19 protein-coding genes and 1 pseudogene are annotated in these 23626 nt (G+C 45.9%); 7 read left to right on the top strand and 13 right to left on the bottom strand.

Annotated features, from left to right (window positions below; genetic code table 11):
• Positions 1 to 41: 41 nt before the first annotated feature.
• Positions 42 to 995: a site-specific integrase gene (locus tag H1A11_RS17005; protein WP_181757492.1), complete on the bottom strand. Its 954-nt coding sequence runs from the start codon at positions 993 to 995 to the stop codon at positions 42 to 44.
• A 329-nt stretch (positions 996 to 1324) separates the two neighbouring features.
• Here H1A11_RS17005 and H1A11_RS17000 point away from each other — a divergent pair, with 329 nt between their 5' ends.
• Positions 1325 to 1486, top strand: a complete 162-nt coding sequence (locus tag H1A11_RS17000) for a hypothetical protein (protein ID WP_005825763.1) — start codon at positions 1325 to 1327, stop codon at positions 1484 to 1486.
• Positions 1483 to 1635 (top strand): hypothetical protein, encoded by a 153-nt coding sequence (locus H1A11_RS16995; protein WP_158562867.1) that lies wholly within the window; start codon positions 1483 to 1485, stop codon positions 1633 to 1635. The genes H1A11_RS17000 and H1A11_RS16995 overlap by 4 nt, the downstream gene beginning before the upstream one ends.
• Before the next feature lie 214 nt (positions 1636 to 1849).
• Here the strand turns inward: H1A11_RS16995 and H1A11_RS16990 are convergent, their stop codons facing one another.
• From H1A11_RS16990 to H1A11_RS16980, 3 genes and pseudogenes are all read right to left on the bottom strand, one after another.
• The gene (locus H1A11_RS16990; RefSeq protein WP_181757491.1) at positions 1850 to 2191 is read right to left on the bottom strand and encodes a hypothetical protein; all 342 of its coding nucleotides are present in this window, start codon (positions 2189 to 2191) and stop codon (positions 1850 to 1852) included.
• 81 nt (positions 2192 to 2272) lie between these two features.
• Positions 2273 to 5440, bottom strand: a complete 3168-nt coding sequence (locus H1A11_RS16985) for a hypothetical protein (RefSeq protein ID WP_181757490.1) — start codon at positions 5438 to 5440, stop codon at positions 2273 to 2275.
• Positions 5441 to 5883: 443 nt separating this feature from the next.
• A pseudogene (locus H1A11_RS16980) lies at positions 5884 to 6827 on the bottom strand (tyrosine-type recombinase/integrase).
• Positions 6828 to 7103: 276 nt separating this feature from the next.
• Here H1A11_RS16980 and H1A11_RS19305 point away from each other — a divergent pair.
• From H1A11_RS19305 to H1A11_RS19290, 4 genes are all read left to right on the top strand, one after another.
• Positions 7104 to 7724 carry a PL29 family lyase N-terminal domain-containing protein gene (locus tag H1A11_RS19305; protein ID WP_255461471.1) on the top strand — a complete coding sequence of 207 codons (621 nt, stop codon included), beginning with the start codon at positions 7104 to 7106 and terminating at the stop codon, positions 7722 to 7724.
• Positions 7651 to 8358, top strand: a complete 708-nt coding sequence (locus H1A11_RS19300; RefSeq protein WP_226791296.1) for a hypothetical protein — start codon at positions 7651 to 7653, stop codon at positions 8356 to 8358. The genes H1A11_RS19305 and H1A11_RS19300 overlap by 74 nt, the downstream gene beginning before the upstream one ends.
• Before the next feature lie 111 nt (positions 8359 to 8469).
• Positions 8470 to 8658 carry a hypothetical protein gene (locus H1A11_RS19295; protein ID WP_255461470.1) on the top strand — a complete coding sequence of 63 codons (189 nt, stop codon included), beginning with the start codon at positions 8470 to 8472 and terminating at the stop codon, positions 8656 to 8658.
• Positions 8659 to 8785: 127 nt separating this feature from the next.
• Positions 8786 to 9022, top strand: a complete 237-nt coding sequence (locus H1A11_RS19290; RefSeq protein ID WP_255461469.1) for a hypothetical protein — start codon at positions 8786 to 8788, stop codon at positions 9020 to 9022.
• 76 nt (positions 9023 to 9098) lie between these two features.
• Here H1A11_RS19290 and H1A11_RS16965 read toward each other — a convergent pair whose 3' ends face one another.
• Entirely contained in the window at positions 9099 to 9659 is a 561-nt protein-coding gene (locus tag H1A11_RS16965) for a porin family protein (RefSeq protein WP_181757489.1), read from the bottom strand.
• Between the two features lie 159 nt (positions 9660 to 9818).
• Between H1A11_RS16965 and H1A11_RS16960 the strand changes: the two genes are divergently transcribed.
• Positions 9819 to 10316, top strand: coding sequence for a GNAT family N-acetyltransferase (locus H1A11_RS16960; protein ID WP_181757488.1), 498 nt, complete (start codon positions 9819 to 9821; stop codon positions 10314 to 10316).
• Between the two features lies 1 nt (position 10317).
• Here the strand turns inward: H1A11_RS16960 and H1A11_RS16955 are convergent, their stop codons facing one another.
• From H1A11_RS16955 to H1A11_RS16920, 8 genes are all read right to left on the bottom strand, one after another.
• On the bottom strand, positions 10318 to 12747 hold the full coding sequence (locus tag H1A11_RS16955) for a DEAD/DEAH box helicase (RefSeq protein WP_181757487.1): 2430 nt from the start codon (positions 12745 to 12747) through the stop codon (positions 10318 to 10320).
• Between the two features lie 128 nt (positions 12748 to 12875).
• Complete coding sequence (locus tag H1A11_RS16950; protein WP_002558131.1) at positions 12876 to 13097, bottom strand: DUF2795 domain-containing protein; 222 nt, start codon at positions 13095 to 13097, stop codon at positions 12876 to 12878.
• A gap of 70 nt (positions 13098 to 13167) precedes the next feature.
• A complete protein-coding gene (locus tag H1A11_RS16945; protein ID WP_117964246.1) occupies positions 13168 to 13722 on the bottom strand; it encodes a cob(I)yrinic acid a,c-diamide adenosyltransferase in 555 nt (184 codons plus the stop codon).
• A gap of 104 nt (positions 13723 to 13826) precedes the next feature.
• A complete protein-coding gene (locus H1A11_RS16940; RefSeq protein WP_117964247.1) occupies positions 13827 to 14459 on the bottom strand; it encodes a hypothetical protein in 633 nt (210 codons plus the stop codon).
• A gap of 4 nt (positions 14460 to 14463) precedes the next feature.
• On the bottom strand, positions 14464 to 15960 hold the full coding sequence (gene bas-suc, locus H1A11_RS16935) for a 3-succinylated cholic acid synthase (protein ID WP_119961952.1): 1497 nt from the start codon (positions 15958 to 15960) through the stop codon (positions 14464 to 14466).
• A 96-nt stretch (positions 15961 to 16056) separates the two neighbouring features.
• Complete coding sequence (locus H1A11_RS16930; RefSeq protein WP_181757486.1) at positions 16057 to 18519, bottom strand: glycoside hydrolase N-terminal domain-containing protein; 2463 nt, start codon at positions 18517 to 18519, stop codon at positions 16057 to 16059.
• A gap of 196 nt (positions 18520 to 18715) precedes the next feature.
• A complete protein-coding gene (locus H1A11_RS16925; protein ID WP_181757485.1) occupies positions 18716 to 20929 on the bottom strand; it encodes a glycoside hydrolase family 3 C-terminal domain-containing protein in 2214 nt (737 codons plus the stop codon).
• Positions 20930 to 20952: 23 nt separating this feature from the next.
• A complete protein-coding gene (locus tag H1A11_RS16920) occupies positions 20953 to 23535 on the bottom strand; it encodes a glycoside hydrolase family 2 TIM barrel-domain containing protein (RefSeq protein WP_181757484.1) in 2583 nt (860 codons plus the stop codon).
• Between the last annotated feature and the right edge of the window lie 91 nt (positions 23536 to 23626).

Raw genomic sequence — 23626 nt, 5'->3', positions numbered from 1 at the left:
GCGACAAATCTATTCTATCCTATCAAAAGAAGTAATGTCTTTTACACTGTACACACTCCACTTCTTACAAAAGAAATTACCCTTTGATTGGCCTCGTCAATTTTTCTGTTGCTGAAAGGCTTCAGATAGGTTTCCGTCACCGTGATGGAGGAGTGCCCCATGGCTTCCGATATGATTCCGGGGTGTATCTCGCAATGGTAAGCCATGGTGGCCCAGGTATGTCTCGCCGCATAGGTGCTGAGTGCCGACTGCATTCCCAGACACTGCCTGAGTACTGCCAAACGCTGGTTGAATGCCCTGAGTGCCGACTGGTATTCCCGGTATGCGGCTTCCGTACCTTCCTCGCTTTGCAGGATGGGAAACAGATAGGGGGAGTCGGGGTTCCTGTCCGCCACCATCCTGACCATCTGCATGGCTTCGGGTGTGAGTGACACGGTCAGTGCCCGTCCCGTCTTCCGCCTTCTGTAAGACAGTACATTCCCCTGCAGGTCCCTTTTGTGCAGGTACGCCAGGTCCACAAAGGGTATGCCCCTGAGCATGAACATGAGTACGAAGAAAATCCTTGTTCTCTGCTGTGCGTTTGGGAGCGTCCCTTCTTGCAGGCTCCTTTCCGTCTCCCTTACCAGGCTGCTGATGTCGGATGCCTTGAGCGCCTTCTTCTTGTCTGCCCGTGTGCCGGTATACACATGCTCGAACAGTCTGGGTACATACCGTATGTACTTTCTGTCCACCGCCCGATGATACACCGAGCGTACCGTCTTGATGTAGGTGGACACGGTGTTCCAACTGCAGTTCCTCTGCCTGAGGTAGTTTTCGAACCTCTTCAGTACGGTCGGGCTCAGCTTGCGCATGGGCATTGGTTGCCATTTGGTGAATGCCGAGAATGCATTCATCGCTGATTGGTAGATGTGTGCTGTCCCCCATCTGCCGCCTTCCCGGAGTTCCCCGATGACTGAGGAGAACATCTCTTGTAAGGTAATTTCATTTCTGCTCATTTCCAATTTATTTATAAAGAGTTTATCTTACAAGTATATACAATAAAATGAAGAAAAACAGAAGCTTATAATGTATTTTTCATTTTAGCCAGTCTTTCAGAATGCCCCCAAATATATTTCTTATATTTGCGAAAAAAGTCGCATTGAAAAAAAATCGCAATATGAATAATCCATTTAAATTCAGTACCATTGTAGATGATGAATACTTTACGGATAGAGTAGCGGAATAGGGAAGAGTAAGAGAGATACTTGCAAGTGAAAATCGCCTGATATTTATTAGTCCACGACGTTTCAGCAAGACCAGCCTCGTCCAAAAAGTAACGAAAGGATTGTCACGTCCCGTTTTCCAGTTGAACCTGCAGTTGGTAACAGGCACTGCCGACTTTGCCGCACGATTATTGTGGATTATGCTTCAGCAATATCCTATGGAACGTCTGGAGTATCTCATCACTCACTTTCATTTTATTCCCACCATTTCAACCAATCCATGACAGATGGCATAGAAGTTTCATTTCAGCCGTCAATGGATGAAACAGACAAGAAGGTATTGATAGGCTTAGCTGTAGAGATGAGGGTTCCAGTCTTCCTTTTCTACAAGGTGTCGGCATTGATTCTCCAAGTACTGCCTTTGGCAGTTTAAAGCTGCTTGGGCAACAAGATATGTGATACGCAACGAAGAGTATGAACTGGATGCTCCTTTCTTCAGAAGGTGGATATAACATATAGATAAAAAGGAATCTTTTAATAGTCTTCAATCCTTTCTTTCTTGTCGATATATACAAAGATGGCTATTTCCGTTTTCCTAAGAAGGAAAATGGAAATAGCCGTTTCTAGTATGGAATATCTAGTTTATATCATTTTGGGTAATTGATTCTTCTGCCCAATACGTCATTGCGCATTTCCCGTTCACTACGATAGAGCTTTCCGTCTTTCAGGAAATAGTAAGCAGGATATCCGGCAAACTCAATTGTAGCATATTCCAAATTATCTGCACTTTTACAGACTTGCCAAGTACCTTCATAAGTCAGCGAGTCGTTAAACTGGATAAGTGTGGTTGAATCCGCTTTAAGTTCAAAGCATACTCCTTCTTCCGTAAAAAAAGTGCCGCCAAAGGGATGGCTACTGCTTTTTCCGGTACAGGCTACTAACACACAGATACCCATCAAGAGGATTGAAGAATAAATAAATCTTTTCATCTTCATCTGTTTTTATTTAATCAATAAAGGGTATCCCATTAAGGAATACCCTTTAATATATCAGTATCTAACGATCTTTACTTATCGTGTACCAGGAGTTCCAGAGTTAGGAGCTACAGTAATCTCATAAACATTGATGAGAGTTTTCCACTTATAACCGTATTCAACCGGGATAAACAGCTTATAAGCTTTGTTAACCGGAGTACCGCTATAGTTGTAATAAGTCAAGACTTTTTCTTTGTCACCGTCACCATCGATATCTTTTTCTTCATATCTGATTTCAATGTTTGCAGGCAACTTACCATTTGTATAACCTTCTTCTGGTTCCAAGTTACCGTCAGTCAGTTTCAAGTTAGTCTTGATCTTAGTAACATCCAGAATATTGTCAGAACCAGCCTTCAACGGCCAAACAGCTTCTCTTACTTGATAGAAGTCATACAATGCTTTTGGCAGACCAGTTGTGTTTTCCACAATCTGCTTGTTGTCATTCCAAGAGTAGTAAGTGAATGCACCAGTTACATCAATTGAGCTACCTTCGTTCTTGGCGTCAACGAAGTTGTCGATTTCGCCCTTCTTAACTTGCAACGGCTCAATAATATTTGCTTCGTATTGCTTAACAATGCCTACATTCTTTGCATTATTGCAGAGATCAGCAACCAAGTTGATGGGAACCATCTTACCAACCAATGCCTTAGCAGCTTCTGTCGGTTGATTAGTGAAATCTGTAACAGCATGATCAGGAACAGCTTCTTGCAACTTGATGTTGTACGTCAGCTCGTCTGCGTTCAAAAGGTTAGCCTTGTGATTTACGATTGTTGCTGCTAATTCTCCCTTAATCCACAATTCTGTATCATTGTTTCTCAACTCAGCCTTCACTTCAGTACCATCGTTCCAAATATAAGTATAGTTGGCGATTCTTGCCTTATCGAATACGAATCTTACGCCTTCTTCTGCATAGTAAATGCCGTTAGCATTTTCAGGCATAGTGTGGTCAGGTTGCATCGGACCAAAAGCAGGATAATAGAACTTCGTATTAGCTACATTCTTATCTGTATAATAGATAGCGCCAGCAGCACCTGCAGTAGGTTTCACACCTCTGTCATCCAAGAAACCGTTCAACAAGTCAGTATAGATGTTACATGTCGGGTTAGTACCGTCAACAACATTCCATGCCGGATTAGATTCTTTGGTTCCATAAACGATCGGGTTGATGTTGAATATCTTATATTCCTTTTCACCTTTCCAGTATGTACCCATGTGGCCCCATACATTCAAAGCAGGCATATAGACAGTTCTTGTCATTACAACGGTAATATCAGCATTGATACCCTTAGGATCTTTGTAGATAACAGTCTTCGTGAACGTCTTCTCTTGCTGACCAGGCCAGAACACACCAAGATCTTCTTCGTTTAATGTCCACAAAATATTGTGAGACTCAACGCCTTCTTCCGGATCTTTCAAATCTTCAGCTGTACCAGCTCCCTCACCTACAATGAATTCAGTATAGATAGCATGGAATTCGTTCTTTGTCATACCACCTTCTTTAGCCTTGTCGTAAATCATGGTATTCATCATTTCTGTATCGACAAGGTTCTTAACTGTACAAGAGAACAATACCGGGTTGAACGGAACTGCCAGTTCTTTTCCTTCCATTGTCCATTTAACCTTCAAGTAACGTTGAGCAACCAATGCATTGCCATTTACAGAGTCGATCAATTCTACGCAAACAATAGGCTCACGACCTACGGCTGTTGCAGATCCAGAGATGTCATATACTTTAGCAGACATTTTACCATTCATCGGAGAATCGATTTCTGCAAATTTTTGTTGGTCAGTCTTGTTGTCATTGTCGTTTTCAGGAATATAAGCGGCTTCTGCCAGACGGAAACGGAATGTCAGACCATAGTCCTTGTAGTCTACCAAATCCTCATGTGCGGCATGATCATTGGCTTTGTCACTAACACAAACTTTTACCAATTTCTTTAAATCAAGAGGTTGGTCATAAGCTTGGTAATAGTCAACTAAAGCATTTGCATTTGATTCATACAGACATACTGAGTCATGATAGTGAACATAGAAATCACCGTTTCCATCATTCTGTATTTCGTCTGCGAATTCACCTGTTATGGTTTTTCCAAAATCAGTTCTGCTGTTAGCCAAATACGGCAATTTGATAAGCTCTTCAATACGAGCATATTCAGAGTTTACATAAACGCCATCAATAGTACCAGCTTCAACATCCTTAGCTTCGTCTTCTGTATAGTTTTCTGCAGAAATAGGAGCTTTCAAAGAAGCCATATAGAATTTCTCTTTATTGCCTTCCTTAGTGGTAGAGAGCTGTTGACCTAAGAAATCAGAATGTTTTTTGAATGTAACTTCCAGTACACCTTCCTTGTCAATATTGTGACCTGTAACTTCGATCGGGCTATTGTTTGTAATTGTTGTACCGTCAGCATTCTTTGTCATTATATTTTCAGACTTAATGCAGTCAAATGACGGAGTCAGGATATCTTGAGTACGAACACCTACACTCGGGCTTACATGGAAATAAGCCTTATTCTTCTCAGTAGCGATGTAACGGGCTGTACCGGCATCTTTGTGGTCTAACACAGGACGGTTAGTGTGGCCCGAAGGATCAGACGTATGTGTAGGCATTGCCTCATACTTCTGAGGAGTATACTGCAAAGTGGTAAAAGTCATAGCAGCAATACCGTTGATATGCTGAGTCGGGATCAGAGCTAGACTAGTCAGACGGTGTCCAATCAATTTAACCACCTCAGCGGTCAGGGCATCAACCTTTGCAGCCAAAGCTTGTAATTTTTCGTCTGTAACGAAGCCTCCTTCAAGCTCTTTCTTTAAATCTGCAATTTTCTTGTCCACAGTCTCCAATGAGGCCATTTTGTCAATTTGCTTCTGCAAGTCTGCCTGCGCTTTCTCCAGAGCGGCTTTTAAGGCTGCAATTTCTTCAGAAGAAGATCCACCTTGTCCTGCTTTGTCCAATGCTTCTTTAGCTTTGTCCAGTGCTTCTTGTGCTGCTGTTTTAGCATTAGAAGCTTCAGTTTTGGCTTCAGCGATAGAAGTCTCCAAAGCACTTACTTTAGAGTTCAATTCATCAAGTGAAGCTTTCTTGTCCAGTTGTCCCTGCAAGTCCTTGATGTCATCATCATAGTCCTTACAAGACGTGAACGTTCCTGCAGTACCAGCCATTAAGGCACTGAACAGGATCACACTTAGAAACTTTTTGTTCATAATTGAAAACTTTAAATTTATAAATTTAAAAAAATAAAAAGTGAATAATCTCGCATATTTGGTATTACTTTCTCTTATTTTTTTGTTAAAATTTTCCGTTACTTCGCAGGTAACGGGAATCTATATTTAATCAATTATATAAAAAGATGTTTAATACAGTTTCGATACATCTATAATTGTTTATAATATTTTAAATGAATAAAGATAAGGAGGGGCTTATAGGTGGAATTCTTATAATAGGACTAAGAAATAAGATTGAGGTGAAAGAGACTCAAAAGGTTTGCAAGACAGGGGAAAATATAAAGTCTTATTTTGTAGTACTTTGATATAAGAAAAGGTGGCTGAGAAACAAACAAGGCGATCCTTCCCTTCAAGAGAAGTCTCTTGCGGGAGGAATAAATAAGTACATATTTAGACTATTCTATCAATAAAAAGCAAAAAAACTATGCCGAAATTCCATTGCTTTTCACAAAAGAAATTACCTTCTCATTTGCCTCATCAATCTTCTTGTCGTTGAAGGGTTTGAGATAGGTTTCAGTAACATTTATCGATGAGTGTCCCATCGCTTCAGAAATAATTCCAGGGTGAATCTCGCAATAATATGCCATTGTAGCCCATGTGTGTCTTGCCGAATACGAGCTAAGATGTGAACTCATGTTTAAATGTGTTTTTAAAGTTGATAACTGATAGTTAAAACGTCTCAGAGCTGATTGATACTCTTTATAAGCCGCTTCGGTACCCTCCTTGCTATGTAATATTGGAAATAAATAAGGTGAGTTTTCGTCCTTATTGGACACCATGCGTACCAACTGCAAGGCTTCAGGGACAGAAGTACCCGCAAGGTGTGACCAGTTTTTCTTCTACGATAGGATAATACGTTACCTTGCAAGTCTTTCTTACGCAAAAAAGCCAAATCGACAAACGGAAGACCACGCATCATAAACATAAACACGAATAGCATTTTTGCTTTTTGAAGTCTCGAGGAGGGAATCCTTTTGGACAAATCCATCTCTGTCTCGCAAACTAAGCTCCTATATCCGAAGCTTCCAATGCTCTTTTCTTGTCCGCTTTAGTTCCCGTATACACATGTTCAAACAACCTGGGAATATAACGGACATATCGTAAATCTACAGCTCGGTTATAAGCCGAACGGATGACTTTCATATAGGTGGAAACGGTATTCCAACTACAATCCCGTTGACGCAGGTACATTTCAAAACGTTTTAAAACCACTGAATTCAGTTTGCGCAGATGCAAATTCTGATAGTTGTTGAATACGGAAACACATTCAATGTGGATTGGTAAATATGGCTGTTCCCCATCTTCCATTTTTCCGAAGCTCTCCAATAATAGTTGACAGCATTTCTTGTAAGGTAATCTCTTTCATCTTCAATTTTAATTATACATTTCTTATTTATAATATGTATAAGGGTAACTCCTCTGTAATACAGAACACACGTACAAATACGCTAATAGCTGGGCAACAACAATTCCATTAACAAAAAAGTGCGCTTAAATGCAGATTTTTCGATTAATTATAAAAAAACAGCATTATTATTTGCTCATTTATAGAAAAACGATTATGTTTGCACGGAAAATTCCTCCGTTACCTGCGAAGTAACGGAAAATTTTAACAAAAAAATAAGAGAAAGTAATACCAAATATGCGAGATTATTCACTTTTTATTTTTTTAAAATTTATAAATTTAAAGTTTTCAATTATAAACATAAGTATGTTCTTGTTCAGTGTCTTAATGGCCGGTACTGCAGGAACTTTCACGTCTTGTAAGGACTATGATGACGACATCGAAAGCTTGGATAATCGCGTATCAGCAGTAGAAAAGCTGGTAAGTGACCTTCAAGCTAAGATTGACGCGGAGTCGATCATTACCGGCGTTGACAAAACAGAAGATGGCATTGTCATCAAATTAAGCAATGGCGATTCTTATTTTATCAAGAATGGAACAAACGGCACAAATGCTCCTGTCTGGAGTATTGTAAAAGAGGCTAAAACCATCTATTACTATCCAGGTACTGAAGAGACTGGTAAGTTGCATGGCCAAGCAGAAGCTGGCTACTGGGTGAAAGTAACAGAAGAGAAGGGTAAAGATCCTTTATATGAAGTACAAACTACGAAATGGTTACCGGAAGAAACACTTTCAGCAGTTTGGAATACAAAAGATGAAACTCTGACCCTTGGTAACATGAAGGATGAGAACTGTAGCTTATGTAATCAAGAAAGGTACAAGTGCTACCAATTGGATTACTTTGAAAGATGCCACTAAGAAAACTTATTGGATGCCTTCAACCAGCGCAATGTACTATCACTTGAACCCGCTGAATGCCAAGCTGAAAGATATTGAGTGGAAATTCTTGGCAGCTACTCCTGCTGTGGTAACCCCTATCTTCCAAAACGCTGGTAAAACCATTGACGGCGAAAAAATGTATGCTACATACAAACTCTCTGTAGAGGATTTGAAGAAGGGCAATTTGAGCACTCTCGGTGAAAACAACTATATTTCTATCGCAGCTCTGGAAGCAACATTGATTAATGGCGAAAAAGAAGGTGAAGAAAAGTCTACAGTTACTTCTGACTATGCAGCCATCATGCCGATGATTCAAGGCTTTAAAGCCATTGCGTATACCGATGACAGCAAAATCGTAACAAAAAGCACTTGTAAGCCTGAACTGTATAAGACAGCTAAGGAAGCTATCGAAAACGTATATACTGTTCCTGCACAATACAATGGTGGTTCTATTGAATTGGCAGATTTACTGTGTATCCATCATGTAGAAAACTTTGGAGAGAAAAACACTAAAGACTTCACCACCATGGTTCCTGTAAAGGTCACATACACATGGGGTACAGTAAGTGCTAAAGTTGCCATTGCTGTTGATGGTACTATTGCCAACAGATAATTTTGTAAAGAACTCATCGCATCCTAAAATACGGTAATATAATAAAGGTGCGTCATAATAAGGTGACGCACCTTTTTCTTTAACAATGCATGATTAATAAATATATCAACAATGAACAATAAACAAATCCTTTTTATGCTTCTTCTCTCAGCAAGCTTTCTACTCGGAGCATGTTCAACAAAAGGACACGAAGAGAAGATGAAGACACAGAAAGAGGCAGAAGATGAGTTTGTAGCCACTTTGACTGCTACAGACTCAAGCGTTGTTCTTACATTATGTACAGGATCTTCTAAAAGCTAAAGAGACTGACAAGGCTCTTGATATGCTTTACTCCATTGATGACGCTGGTATAGCCAAACCCTTAACGATACAACAACGGGAAGCACTGATCAAACGTTTCCAGTATTTCCCGGTAATACGTTATCGATTGGATTACCTCAGCTTCTCTACACAAGGAAATAATGACGTGAAGTACAAAATAGAATTTACGCCACGTTCAGATTCTGACACTCCAGGTAGTAGTATGGGGTTCATGTTCAACCCCATAAAAGCAAATGGGGAATGGGTACTCGCCATCAAAGACGGCAGACAGCCTAGTCGCGAAGCCGCTACCCCACTCCACGATGATGCACCTGCCCCAGTAGATGTAATTGTAGAAAAGTAATCAAAAACGCAAGAAAGGCCCTCCTTTTGTAGGAGAGCCTTTCTTATATTATATTCCACAAATCGTTTTACTACATTTAGAAAAGATACGCCGCAGACACCTGCCAAGTCTTATTCTTGGCACCGATGGCATCACCCGCATTCTTCCATGTAAATGAGTCGCCCATCGGGAGCTGATAGGTCACTCCAACCTGGAGATGCTTCAGCAGCTTCACACCGGCACCCAGATTAAGTGCCACTTGAGCCTTCTTACGGTCTACGTAGTCTTTTTTCTTAAAATCGAAGAAGAAATCGGGACCGGCTGCCACATAAATACCCAACAAACTACCCAAGCCAATGGTATATTTCAGATTTACGGGTACTTCCAGTCCTGTTTGCTTCACCTCGTCCTTGCCGCGCTGAGAGAACAGCAAAGCACCGTCAACACCCAAGCCTACAATGGGAATGGTAAACTCAGCCATCGGACCAATAAAGAAACCGGTAGAATTATCCTTGTTTCCCTTATATCCGCCATCCCAATCTATTTTCGTCATATTCACACCACCCTTAACACCCCACTTCAATAGTTGGGCCTGGACAGGCATAGCCATAAGCATACAGCATACAGCTATCATGAAAGCACTAAAAATCTTTTTCATAATCAATTGTGTTTAATATTACGGGACAAATATATGCAAATTCTTCCTAAAGAAACAACATATGTCAGCATTTGTTCATTTACGAGAACAATGAATCACAAAACACATTACCTTTGCAACATAAATCAAGGAAAATGTCACGCTGACAAAATAAAAACTATGATAGAAATCAGAAAGACACTACCCACAGAACTGGAAGTCCTTATGGACATCTTTGAGCAGGCCAAGCGCATCATGCGGAAAGATGGCAACATGCACCAATGGACGGGTAACTATCCCTCCCGCGAACTCGTCATGGCAGACATCGAACAAGGCAGCAGTTACGTATGCACCGACGATACCGGAGAAATCATCGGGACTTTCGCCTTTATCCGTGGAAACGACCCTACATATGCACATATCCACGAAGGAGAATGGCTGGAAAACACACAGCCTTACGGAGTCATCCACCGGCTGGCAAGCACAGAGCACAGCAAAGGAGTGGCCAATGCCTGCCTGCAATGGTGCTACGAACAAATCCCCAACCTACGTGCAGATACCCACCGGGACAACCGCATCCTGCAATACATACTGAAGAAACATGGTTTCCAGTATTGCGGCATCATTTTTCTGGCCAATGGGGACGAACGGCTGGCATTCCAGAAAACAGAACGATAGCTTACGCAAACTTCACCTTCAAGTCGTCCACTCCCATTCCCGTAAAATAATCCTCGATAAAGTCCCAACGCTGTTCATCCGTCAGTTTATCCGTTCCAAAGAAGAAGGAGAATAAATCTATCTGTTCCTGGAATACCTGCTCGTTGGTGTCCAGAATCAGATTGCGGTAATCATCGCCAAGCGCAAGTTCCTGCAGAGTTTCGGGGTCATTGAAACGGACAAATACGCAAGGCGTACCGCCACCCTCCACACTGAACGAAAGGCAGTCGAGCATAGAAAGCAGATTAAGCAGCATATTCAAGTCCGAGAAAGGAGTGCAATAAAACAGCAGGCGGTCTCCCTTACTGCCCACTATACGTTGGCTAAACAGTTTTTGATAGCGCGACAAAAGCAAATCAAAACCTTTGGTCACCGTAAAAGAGAGTTCATTGGAATCCTTCTTTTTCACGCTGCTGATATAGCTTACACTGCGGCCTTCCTCCGTGCGACTCTCCAGCAGGGAACCGATAAAGCGTTTGGCAGAGCGCACGTCCATGCCATGCTCGGCAAAGACAGCCCGCAGTTCTTCTTCATCAAAACGTCCTTTCGACTTTATCAATGCCGTTTTCAGCATCGTTGTCAAGCTCTTGAACAAGGCATCCATCCGTTCACGGATGACGGAGGCATCTTCCTTCAACAGCACCTCATGCTTGCCTACAGACACGGCACGGGCTCCCTCCCACAACGTTCCATTATTCAGTTTCTGTTTGAACTCCTTGTAGCCAAGCTCCGGGAAACGCTCTTCCCAAAGCGATTCCAGACGTGCGACGTAAACCCCGTCCTCCCCTTCTACCTTTGTCAGATAGCTTTGGAATTCACGGGCAAAGACATCACCCGTCTTGTCCTGGACATATCCTTCAGTCAACAGATTCTTGGGGCTGATTTCAAGCAGATGCCTTCCATAACGCTGCATCAAATCGTCTTCCAGCCAAAGCAAGGCGGTCTTGATGAGCTGTCCCAACTCTGCTTCATACTCCAACTTGTTCTTTGTACGCGGCAGTTTCACCACAAACTCGAAATCAGACAAAGACACCATGATTTCCGGTTTTTCCCCTTTCATGCGGTACACTTCCATGAGCTTTCTCAGAATAAGCACCAGCTGTTCCTGGGCAATGTTCCCCGTCTGATGCAGACGCTTCATATAATAGAAGTCACGCTCATGGTAGTCGGTAGCGGCAATACCCTGTATCTCCGTATCACGCGCGGCACGCCCTATCTCCTGAATATAGTCGACAAACGTACTGGATGGCGCCACATGATATACACGGTCTATATCACTGATATCTACTCCCATACCAAAGGCTTTCGTAGCCACAATCAGTTTCTTGGTTCCTTCCTTGAACTCCTGCACAATGGCAGCTTTCTGTTCCTTGTCCTTCTTGCCATAATAGGAGGCGACCAGACGCCAGTCTGCCGGCTTCACCCACGTCTTCAAGCGCATGTCGATGCCACCCGCAAAAGGATAATAGAGCAGTGTCTTGTGACCGTCCAGGAAGTTTTCGACCCGCGCAGCAACTACGCGCTGCTTTGCCTTGTCGTATGTCTCCCCGTCCTCCATCTCCATCTGACGGATGTCAAAGCCAATATTCCGGCGCTTCACCGTACCTACATAAAGCACACAAGGCTCCATCTGCAAAGAACGGATAGTCTCGAATATCATGTCATTACCCCCTTTCGGGTTCCAGACAGCCGTAGCAGTCAATGCAAACAGCGGGAAACTATAACCGAGAGTCTGTTTCAGAGTATTCAAGTAACGTCCCAAGAACCAATAGTCCACACGGAACTCCTTCCCCCACGTCGTTACCGTATGTGCCTCATCGACCACCACCAGACCGATGCGGCGCTCGCCTACAAAATGCTTGATGTCGTAAGAGAGAAACAATTCCGGCGAGAGATAGAACAAATCAATCTCCCCCTCACGCACCTGCCGATAAACCTCCATCTTCTGTTCCGGCGATAAATCGGACGAGGCATATGCCACACGCATATACCCCAGTTCTTGCAGACTTTCCACCTGGTCTACAATCAACGCCTTCAAAGGGGAGACCACGATGGTAAGCAGATTATATTCTTTCCCCAGATAGATAGCAGGAAGCTGGAACAACATGGATTTTCCGGAACCGGTAGGGGCAGTCAACAATATATTGTCTATCTTCGTTTCACCTTTCCAAGCCTCTTCAGCCTCCAGTATAACGTTCTCTATCAGCTGTCCCTGCGAAATGCAAAGCTTTTCCTTTCCCTTGAACAAATCATCGTAAATCTCAAGATTACGAAACTGTTCATAGCCGTAAGTCTCCTTTAAAATCGTGTTCACGGCTTCGCGGCAGTTTTCAGGCAGATGCCTTTCCTTCAAATCCGGCAACCGACATGTTGTTGCTTCTTGTACATCCATTATTATTGTAGGGGGGATTAAAAGAAAAGAAGTAATTCTTCAACCATAGTTATCGGTCTTGGAATTACTTCTCCCTATGTTTCAAAATATTACCAGACATACCGGTAAGTTTTTTCTTTTAAAGCGTATCAATATTCCTCCTCGTTGAAGAAAAAGTCCTCTTTGCTGGGATAATCGGGCCAAATATCTTCTATGCTTTCATAAATCTCGCCTTCATCTTCCATTTCCTGCAGATTCTCAATCACTTCAAGCGGAGCACCCGAACGCATGGCATAATCTATCAATTCATCCTTAGTTGCCGGCCAAGGAGCATCTTCCAGTTTAGATGCTAATTCCAATGTCCAATACATAGTCTCTAGTATTAAAATTGTGAATATTAAGTCCTATTTCTATTTTTCGGCAAAAGTATAACAATTTATTTCACTTGCAACTATTATTCCAAAATATTTCACCTTTTTTGTCGTCTTGATTCATTTTACGGGAAAGGACGAACAAATAATCAGACAAGCGGTTCACGTAAGCCAGTAATTCCGAAGCGATTTCCACCTGCTCGGCCAAAGCAAGAATCCGACGCTCTGCACGGCGGCAAACCGTACGACAAACGTGACAAACTGCCGCACCGCGACTTCCACCGGGAAGAATAAAAGCCGAAAGAGGGGGCAAAAGAGTATCCAAACGGTCTATCTCCCGCTCCACCATTTCCACTTGCTCCGGGCCGATGATACTGGCTTCTTTCAGCTCCATTTTCTCCCGGTCTGTGGCCAGATGAGAGCCTACGGCAAAAAGTCTGTCTTGTACTTGCTGCAGAAAATCCTTATCCTTCCCGTCAGGCAGGTACGTGATGAGAAGACCCAGATTGGAATTCAGTTCATCCACCGTACCATACGCCTCAAGGCGGATATGGGTTTTGGGTACACGGGTTCCACCTACAAGAGAGGTGGTTCCTTTATCTCCGGTTTTAGTGTATATCTTCATAAGGAATTAATGTTTAGGGGTTAGGGATTAATGTTTAGCAGCCAGTAAGTGGAGCTAAGCACTAATCACTAACCGCTAATCACTATTGAAACGCCTAAAGATAATCAAAAGTTGACAATATAGTCTTGTTTTATCTTTGTTTTATCGAAGAATAGGATACCAAGGTCATAAAGGTCGAACGTAATACCCGCCCGCCCGTCCTGCTTCATACGTTTCCAGAGGGCAGACATCTGCGGAGTGTAACGGATACCCTCAATCACAAAAACAGACTTTCCCCTGGTACGGGCGGAACAGATGCGGAAGACCTCCTCTACAAAACCGGGACGACGATAATCGTGCAAATAAAGAAAATCAACGGGAACGCCACTCTCCAGAAAGAGCTCGGAAAGGTCGGAAGCCGAGGTATAATCCGCCCCCTCCTTCCCCGCTTTCAGATAGAGGGCAGAAGCGGCAAGCGTACCGGCATCTACAATGGTCTCCGGCTGGGTATAGTTTACCAGACGGAACAGAAGACGTTTTACTTTCTTCGATTCGTACTTCCAACGTCTATCTTTCTCCAGCTCCAGTTGCTTCTGTGCCTTGGCCAGCTCTTCATATTTATAATAAGCCGTACTTTCGTAAATTACATGCGTAATTAGGTTAAAGGCAAAAGGAGAATGTACACCGTAGCCGCAACGGTGCCGAAAACGGTACAGCCAGATAAAAGGCCGTTTTAGAGTAAGCAAAATATGATTCATTATTTTAATGTGCTAATGTACCTTCGAAAGTCACCCCTTCACCCGAAGAATAATTCTCCGTAACAGTCAGGAGTACCTTGTTATCCTCAAAGCGGAGCGTAAGCCCAAGGGCGCTTATCCAGCTGACATAATGTACTTTCAGTTGCAAAGCATCAGGTGACGCCCACGCATAACTGCCTGCTACCTGGAAAGGGCCTTCTATACCCTTAAAACGCCCCTTTGCAGCAACCGAATACGGAGGATAGCCATCAATTGCCGCTTTCGACCATTGCTTATAGCCAAACGGAAGACTGTATGTCTTTCCGTCTTTCTCCACCACAGTCATCACTACTTCTTGCTGCTTAAATTGCAGCTCGATGGATTGCCATCCGTATTTGTTCTCTCCGAGCAGGATGCGCTTGCCTGCGTATTTCTGTGAAAGGGAGGAAGCAGCCTTTCCTTGCACTAACGGCAGTTGATAAGAACGCTGTTTCTTCTGCAGGCGCTTGTAGTCCTTACCGGGCACTAATGCCTGGTCACCTGTCTCCGGCAACAAGCGGTTCCAGACCAAACGACGCTGCCGACGACCGTCTATCAATGTACATTCGGTAATGACCACTACCATATCCTTATCCGGAACAATCAGAATGTATTGTCCCAAAGCCCCGTCAGCACGTACAGCACCCGGATATTCGCAAAGCCACATCTGATAGCCATAATCTCCTATCTGTCTGGTCATCATCTGCTCCACCCAGGAAGCCGGAAGCAACTGCCTGCCTTCCCAAACACCCCGGTTCAGCAGCAGCAATCCGAATTTTGCCAATGACTCGCTCTGGATATGCAGCCCCCAGCCACCGGTATTGATGCCTTCGGGGCTTAGTTCCCACGCAACGTCCGTGATATGCATTGGGATGAAAAGCTTCTGCTTCAGATAATCCAGCAAGGTCATGCCCGTCACCTTCTGCACAATGGCAGAAAGCATATAGGTACTAATCGAATCATATTCAAACTTCTTGCCCGGAGTTTTCACCGGTTTGGCAAGGAAGGTACGTATCCAGTCGGGAGTGAGATTGCGCATATTCCAGTCGGGAGTGACACCCGATGTCATGGTAAGCAGGTCGCGGACAGTCATGTCTGCCAGATTAGCGGAAACCGAATCCGGAAGAAGCTCCGGGAAGAAAGCACCGACACGGTCTGTCAAGCGCAAGCGGTTGTCTGCAATGGCCAGCCCTACGGCAGCCCCGACAAAGGTCTTGGAGCAGGAATACATGGTATGGCGATATTCCGGTGCGAACGGAGCCGGATAGATTTCTCCGATGACCTTGCCGTGACGCACCACCACCACGCTGTGGATGTCTGTTTTCGGCAATGCCATCAGTGAATCAAACAAGGCAGTGACAGCCTTGGAAGGGACTCCTTCTGCCTCGGGTGTGGAACGTGGCAACTCATTGATTTGTGCATGAACTGCCAACGCTCCCAGCAAGCCGAGAAACAAGAAGAAAAAACGTACTCTATTTTTCATAATTATCTAAGATATTTGTTCTACATGCACTGCAAATGTACAGTATTCGGACGCGAAAGACAAATAACTTGATAATTTTGTCGGAGGGGAACGTTCCTATAAGAAATGTATGGTCACCGCCTCTCCCTTGTTCAAATCCAACGGAAATACCGGTTCTTTGTAAGTATGCGTACGTCCTCCTATCTTCACTTGGGCACGGACGGCGCCTGTGGGCATCTTTAGGATGAATTTACCCGGAACAAGAGCGGTAACAACAGCCCTCGTTGCCCGTCCATCCTTCCAGTCCAGGTCTATGGAAGCACCGCCACGTACGCGCATTCCACGGAAGTTGCCGGTAGTCCAGCTATCCGGCAGGGCAGGAAGCAGATGGATAAAGCCTTCATGACTTTGCAGCAGCATTTCGCCGACTCCCGCCGCGCCACCGTAGTTGCCATCAATCTGAAAAGGAGGATGCGAACAGAACAAATTAGGGAAAGTGCCGCTACCATGACCTCCCGTCGCAGTATCGACAGCAGGATGCAGCAAACTCTTGAAGAGTTTCCAAGCACGGTTTCCGTCGCCCAAACGAGCCCAGAAGTTTATCTTCCAAGCACGGCTCCAACCGGTACCCTCATCTCCACGACGGTTCAAGGTCATCCGGCAGGCTTCGGCAAGCTCAGGGGTGGACTCCGGCGAAATCAGGTTTCCCGGATGCAAGCCGTAGAGATGGGAAACGTGGCGGTGTTGCACATCCACTTCCTTATAGTCTTCCAGCCATTCCTGCAAGTATCCTTCCTTACTGATTTGCATGGGCGGAAACTTCTTCAGGTCTGCCTCAAGCTTCGCCACATAGTCCGCATCACAATCCAGCAGGCGGGCGGCGGTAATGACATTGGTATAAAGCTCGGTAAGCAGTTGCACATCCATAGTGGGACCCATACAAATGCTGACGGGAGTCACGCTGTCACCCGGCACATAGAAGCTGTTTTCCGGAGAAGAAGTGGGAGCAGTTACCAGCCAGCCATGCGAAGGCTCCTGCACGGTGGTGGAACTAAAGAACCGGGCGGCACCTTTCAAGACGGGATAGATACGACGCAGATAATTCTTGTCCTGCGTATACAGATAGTGTTCCCACAAATGGGCACACAACCAAGCGCCACCGGTATTGGTAGCTCCCCAGGAGGGGTGTTCACCGGGAGCGGTATAATTCCATACGTTGGTCATCATGTGGAGTACCCAGCCATCTGCCTCATCGCCATAGAAAGTATGCGCACTTGCTTCTCCCGAAGGGACAAGGCGCTCCATCAACGTTGTCAACGGTTGATAGAGTTCGGAAAGACCGGCTTGTTCCAAAGGCCAGTGGTTCATCTGGATATTGATGTTCGTATGATAGTCCCCGTTCCAAGGAGTCGATACTCCATTTGCCCAGAGTCCTTGCAGATTGGGCGGCAGACTGCCGGGGCGTGTACTGCTGATGAGCAGATAGCGTCCGTAGTTATAGTACAAAGCAGCCAATGCCGGCGACTCCTGCTGTGTGAAGCGGAGGATGCGCTCGTTCGTCGGGAGCGTATCATCCGGCGTGGCAAGAAGCGTCAAGGAAACACGGTCGTAGAGGAAACGGTGGGCAGTGACATGGTTGGATAATGAAGAATGGAAAATGGAACATGGAGAATTAGCGGGGGTGGTGAAAGGACGGAGCAAGCTGTCGCAGACTTCCGCATAGCGTTCGCCCGGGAAGTCTGTACCGGCAGCGGCATAGGAGGTAGTGGCAGAAAGTATCAACCAGGCTTCCTGCCCGTTCTTCAAGCAGATACCATTTCCCGGGCTGACAGATGATTCACCACCGTTCTGCACGAGTTGCATCGCCACACGGTATTTCATACCGTCCAAACCGGGTTTACCGCTTTCCAACATGCCGTCCATCAAAAGGGTGTTCCCTTGGACAGTCACCAGGCTATGTTCTGCACGGCTCAAACGGGCAGAGAAGTTCAGAGTCCCTTCATGTCCGGCAACCAGATGAATCAGCATGACATCACGGTCACGGGAAACAAAATACTCACGGCGGTAATCGACATCTTCCAGCCTGAAAGCCGTGTATGCCACCGCATCGCGTAAGTTGAGCCAACGGCGATAGTTGTTTAATGGAGAATTGAGAATGGATAATGAAGAATTGTAGGTAAAATCTATATCCAAATCACCCAATACCTGATAGGTTCCATATCTCCCGTCAGTCTCCTGCTTCTTCGGAACAAAACTGCTGTACATCAGTTCCTGTGCCTCTCGGTTCTTTCCCTCAAACAACAGTTGCCGAATGGCAGGCAGACTCTTCGAGGCATCCGGATTGCTATAATCCGCCTCCATTCCGCTCCATAATGAAATTTCATTCAGCACAATGTGCTCACGGAGAATGCCTCCGTCGGGCATCATGCCCAAGCGTCCGTTACCCAAAGGAAGAGTCTCCTCCCAGATAGCGGCGGGCGATGTATAGTATAGCTGATGATTACAACTGTCGGCAGGCGCATCGGCTGCACGAAGCAGCAACGAGGCTGCAAGCAGAAATAGAGTGGCAAGTGTCTTCATATTGTTTTTTGATTCTGATTTCAGGCTGCAAACTTACCGCATACATTTTGCAGCATTACTGCATACACTTTGCAGCATTGCTGCATACCTTTTGCAGTGACGCTGCAAAGCAATTGCAGTAGCGCTGCAAAAGGTATGCAGTACCACTGCAAAATAGTTGCACTGATTTTGCAGTGGTTACGCACTGATTATAAGTTTATTGCATTTCGAACGAAACTACACCACGGACGTCGGCAGACGAAGCGCAAACGTATGCCTTGAACTTACCCGATTCGTACTTCCAAGCTGCGGAAGCCTCATCGTAGAACTTCAAATCATCCGGAGTAAGGGTGAAAGTCACACTCTTCTCCTCGCCCGGTGCCAGAGCGACTTTTGCAAAATGTTTCAGCTCCTTTACAGGACGAAGCACACTGCATTTATCATCGCCTACATAAAGCTGTACAATCTCTTTTCCGGCAATGCTACCCGTATTCTTCACGGCAACTGTCACCGTCAGCGTACCGTCGGCAGCCATGGTCTTGGCAGAAGCCACCGGTTTGCCATATGTAAAAGTAGTATAGCTCAAGCCATGACCGAAGGGGAAGAGTGCCGGAATCTTCTTGGTGTCATGCCAACGATAGCCCACCAGAATATCTTCCTTGTACTCCTGCTTAATGCTGTCGCCCGGATAACTGAGTTCATCGAAAGCATGTGCACCGCAATCCGTCAACTTGGCAGGGAAAGAGAAGGGCAACTTTCCGCTTGGATTTACCGCACCACTCAAGATGTCAGCCAGAGACTTGCCACCCATGGAGCCTAAATACCAACCTTGCACAATGGCAGGGACCCGGGATACCCACGGCATTTCCACCGCATTGCCGCTGAGAAGTACCAAAACGAGATTCTTGTTTACACCCAGCAAAGCTTCAATCAGTTCATCCTGCCCGAAAGGCAAGCCGTATTCCAGACGGTCGCCGCCTTCACAATCCTGGAAGTGGTTCTTGTTCAATCCGCCTACCAATACCACCAAGTCTGCCTTTTTCGCCATTTCCACAGCTTCTGCACGGAGTGAGTCTACCACATTCTGCGGAATTTCATCTGCACGGCCGTACATCGGACGACCGGCGGCATAGCCTTTCGCATAGGCTACCTTATCGCCATAAGCGGCACGCAAGCCATCCAGCGGAGATACCATATCCTTCACTTTCAGTTCGGAAGAGCCTCCTCCCTGATTCAGCAAGCGTACGGCATTATCGCCCACCACCAGGATATTCTGATACTTGGCTGCATCAATCGGCAGCAACGGAGCACCTTTCTTTACCACCGGAACATTCTTCAAGAGCACAATGCCCTCATTGCCTATCTCGCGGGCAGCGGCATAATGCTCTTCCGTAGCTACCGAACCATAGGGTTTCTGACGGTTCATCGCCGTACGGAATATCAGACGAAGAATACGGGAAGCCTTGTCGTCTATTGTAGACATCGGCACTTTGCCATCTTTCAACATCTGGAGGTAAGGGTTGGCAAGGTAATAATCGTTATAGGTAAATACACTCTCGGACGTCAGACCGTTGGTGTAAGAACCCATTTCAATATCCAGACCGTTGACGGCAGCTTCATAGGTGTCGTGGGCACCGCCCCAGTCGGTAATGACACAGCCATCGAACTTCCAGTCATCTTTCAGAATCTTGTTCAGTGTGAAATCGTTATGGCAGGCGTGCTGGCCACGAATCTTATTGTAAGCGCCCATAATGCTCCAGGCACCTCCTTCTTCTACCGCAGCCTTGAATGCAGGCAGATAGATTTCATGCAAAGCACGGTCGCTAAGATTCACATCAATATGTCCGCGCCACAGTTCCTGGTTGTTCAGCGCATAGTGCTTGACACAAGCTGCCACTCCGTTCTTCTGCAACTCCTGGATGTAAGGTGCGCACATCACACTGGCCAGATAAGGGTCCTCGCCCATATATTCAAAATTACGCCCGTTCATCGGAGTGCGGTAGATGTTGACGCCGGGGCCCAGCAACACATCCTTTTCACGATAGCGCGCTTCCTCACCGATGGCCTTGCCATACTTGGCAGACATGTCCGGATTCCAGGTAGCGGCCAGACAAGTCAAGGCCGGGAAAGCGGTAATGCTGTCATTGGTCCAGTTGGCATATCCCCAGTCATTCCAGTTGATTTCGGCACGGACACCGTGAGGGCCGTCGCTCATCCAAAGCTCGGGAATGCCGAGTCGCGGAACACCCGCACTGCTGAATTTACTCTGCGCATGGCAAAGGGCTACCTTCTCTTCCAGCGTCATCCGACTAAGGGCATCCTTTACACGTGCTTCAATAGGTTGTGCATCGTCCATATAGACCGGTGTCTGTGCAGACACGGTACTGATGGAGCATGTCAATAATAGGGTTGCTAAAAATTTATTCTTCATATCTTAATTGGCACATTAAATTATCATTTAATTTTAATCGTTGTCGTCGCCTTCTCCAGTCCATCAGCCGTAGCCGTCACCTTGACACCACCCGGTTCACCGTTGTTCTGCAGTACCACCAGGCACTTCCCGTAGAAAGCCTTGCGGTGGTTGTCCTTGAACTTCTCCATAGAAATAGGGCTTCCGTTGTCCACTCCGGCTATGAAGCCGGCACCTTCTACGGCAAAGGTCATATCGTTTTCGGCATTCGGACACAAATTTCCATCTTTGTCCAGAATCTCAACCGTAATGAAACTCAAGTCTTTGCCATCTGCCTGAATGGTACTGCGGTCAGGGCTGAGACGAATCTGTGCAGGTTCACCCGCTGTCCGGATTTCCTGCTCGGCCACAGTCTTTCCTTCCTTGCGGGAAACAGCCTTTACCGTACCCGGCTCATACTTCACGCGCCACATGACGTGGAAATCGTCTTTTCCCTTGTTGCGCACACCCTGCGACTTTCCATTCACGAAAAGCTCCACTTCGTCGGCATTGTTATAATATGCCCACAAATCTATGTCTTGTCCCTCCGTCCAATTCCAATGTGGGAAAAGATGCAACACCGCCTTGTCCGGACGCCACTCGGACTGATACATATAGTAGACGTCCTTCGGGAAGCCAGCCAAGTCGATAATGCCAAAGTAAGAGCTACGTGCCGGCCAACCGTAAGGAGTAGGCTCACCGATATAATCGAAGCCCGTCCAGACGTATTGTCCACTGATAAAGTCGTTGTTCTTTACATGGCGCATAGTACCTTCGTGACGGTTGCCCCAAGGAACATGACAGTTGTCGTAGGAGGAGCAAGAGAACGAGGCATCATAGAAAGGCTTGTCCCAACGTTCGGGCCAGATGAACATCGAATCACTCGGCATCCGGTAGTAACCGCGTGTCATCAGGCCGGAAACACTTTCCGTTACGATGAACGGCTTACCGGGGAAGTTCTCGGGAACACCTGCAAACCAGTCGTCATGGTAATTGAAGCCGATAATATCAAGCGCACCGGAACGGAACAAATGATTGTTCGGATTCGGCTCGTTGCAGCCTGCCGTCACGGGGCGCGTGGCATCGAGCTTTCTCACCATATCCGCCAGTTTCTTTGTCAGCAGTGAGTTGACGGACATTTCTCCGTCCTTTGCCAGCATATCCGCACTATGGCCGAAGTTCAAGACCAGGTTGGCCTCTGCCAGACTCAAGGTGTCGGCTTTGGCATCCGTCCACTGCTCCAGCACTTCGTTGCCGATACTCCACATGAAGATGGAAGGATGATTGCGGTCACGCAGGATAAGGTCAGTCAAATCACGTTCGTGCCATTCGTTGAAATAGCGTGAATAGTCGTGGCGGGTCTTTTTCTTGCGCCACATGTCGAAAGTCTCGTCCATCACGATGAAGCCCATACGGTCGCAAAAGTCGAGCAGCTCCGGTGCAGGAGGGTTATGGGAACAACGGATTCCGTTGCAACCCATTTCTTTCAGAATCTCCAACTGGCGTTCGATGGCGCGCGTATTCACCGCAGCTCCCAGGCAACCCAGGTCATGATGCATGCAGACACCGTTTATCTTCACTTGTTCACCATTCAGGATAAATCCTTTTTGTGCATCGAAGCGGAAAGTACGGATGCCGGTAGGAGTATAATAACGGTCGAGTACCTCGCCGGTCTCTTTATTCTTGAGGATGCTTTCTACCTTATACATATAAGGTGCATCAATACTCCAGAGATTAGGATTCTTCAATTCTATTTCCTGCTCCATTTCTGCCGGAGCGACAGGCATCAGCTGAGCTTCCGACACAGCCTCACCTACCACATGACCGTCGGCATCCACTAACCGGGTTTGCAGGACGACATCAATCAGAGGAATAATTTCCGAATCGAACACAACATATGTACCGTCGGCCTGCTGCACGGAATCTTCCGTCTGCGTCTCTACATCGTACTGTAAACTGGTACGTATCTTCAACCGGGCACTGTTCTTCGACACTTCTTCTGCCGTCACGTAGGTACCCCACTGTGCCACATGCACCGGATTCAGTTTCGTCAACCACACATTACGGTAGATACCGCAACCGGAATACCAACGTGAATTGGGTTGTTCGGCATTGTCCACTCTTACAGCAATCACATTCTTCTCCCCCCATTTAATATAAGGAGTCAAATCATAACTAAACGAGATGTATCCATAGGGGCGTGTTCCCAGTTCATGCCCATTAATATAAACGGTGGAGTTCATATAGACACCATCGAAATCTATGCGATAGCGCTTGCCCTCATCGACCTTATCGGCAATAAAAGTCTTACGATACCAACCTATACCACCAGGCAGAGCACCTCCCCCTGTTCCTGACGGATTGTCCCGACTGAACTCTCCTTCAACAGCCCAATCGTGGGGCAAGTTCTGTTTCCGCCAGTCTGCGTCATTATAATCTGAACGGGATGCCGCTGTATCGTCTCCCAAGCGAAAGGCCCAGTCGGCAGTAAAATCCAAGCTACGGTCATCGCCAGCTACCTCTTTAGGAGCATTGCAACCAACCAGCAGGGACAGCCCGATGGCCAAAGACAATATGATTTTATTCATGGTAATAAATATCTAAAAGATTATCGAGTGCCTATTCCTCTCTTACAGCTATTCAGAAGCAGGGAAGTTTCTGGCACCGGGGAACAACGAG

Origin of the sequence: Bacteroides sp. CACC 737, from assembly GCF_013874375.1 — a bacterium.
GTDB classification, from domain to species: Bacteria; Bacteroidota; Bacteroidia; order Bacteroidales; family Bacteroidaceae; genus Bacteroides; species Bacteroides uniformis.
Note: the sequence above shows the minus strand (reverse complement) of the source record. Positions and strands in the feature narration are given on the sequence as shown.

Coding starts and splice junctions, on each gene's coding strand:
- H1A11_RS17005 (WP_181757492.1), bottom strand. CDS start 995: ATGAGCAGAAATGAAATTACCTTACAAGAGATGTTCTCCTCAGTCATC.
- H1A11_RS16995 (WP_158562867.1), top strand. CDS start 1,483: ATGACAGATGGCATAGAAGTTTCATTTCAGCCGTCAATGGATGAAACA.
- H1A11_RS16990 (WP_181757491.1), bottom strand. CDS start 2,191: ATGAAAAGATTTATTTATTCTTCAATCCTCTTGATGGGTATCTGTGTG.
- H1A11_RS16985 (WP_181757490.1), bottom strand. CDS start 5,440: ATGAACAAAAAGTTTCTAAGTGTGATCCTGTTCAGTGCCTTAATGGCT.
- H1A11_RS19305 (WP_255461471.1), top strand. CDS start 7,104: ATGCGAGATTATTCACTTTTTATTTTTTTAAAATTTATAAATTTAAAG.
- H1A11_RS19300 (WP_226791296.1), top strand. CDS start 7,651: ATGAGAACTGTAGCTTATGTAATCAAGAAAGGTACAAGTGCTACCAAT.
- H1A11_RS19295 (WP_255461470.1), top strand. CDS start 8,470: ATGAACAATAAACAAATCCTTTTTATGCTTCTTCTCTCAGCAAGCTTT.
- H1A11_RS16965 (WP_181757489.1), bottom strand. CDS start 9,659: ATGAAAAAGATTTTTAGTGCTTTCATGATAGCTGTATGCTGTATGCTT.
- H1A11_RS16960 (WP_181757488.1), top strand. CDS start 9,819: ATGATAGAAATCAGAAAGACACTACCCACAGAACTGGAAGTCCTTATG.
- H1A11_RS16955 (WP_181757487.1), bottom strand. CDS start 12,747: ATGGATGTACAAGAAGCAACAACATGTCGGTTGCCGGATTTGAAGGAA.
- H1A11_RS16950 (WP_002558131.1), bottom strand. CDS start 13,097: ATGTATTGGACATTGGAATTAGCATCTAAACTGGAAGATGCTCCTTGG.
- H1A11_RS16945 (WP_117964246.1), bottom strand. CDS start 13,722: ATGAAGATATACACTAAAACCGGAGATAAAGGAACCACCTCTCTTGTA.
- H1A11_RS16940 (WP_117964247.1), bottom strand. CDS start 14,459: ATGAATCATATTTTGCTTACTCTAAAACGGCCTTTTATCTGGCTGTAC.
- bas-suc (WP_119961952.1), bottom strand. CDS start 15,960: ATGAAAAATAGAGTACGTTTTTTCTTCTTGTTTCTCGGCTTGCTGGGA.
- H1A11_RS16930 (WP_181757486.1), bottom strand. CDS start 18,519: ATGAAGACACTTGCCACTCTATTTCTGCTTGCAGCCTCGTTGCTGCTT.
- H1A11_RS16925 (WP_181757485.1), bottom strand. CDS start 20,929: ATGAAGAATAAATTTTTAGCAACCCTATTATTGACATGCTCCATCAGT.
- H1A11_RS16920 (WP_181757484.1), bottom strand. CDS start 23,535: ATGAATAAAATCATATTGTCTTTGGCCATCGGGCTGTCCCTGCTGGTT.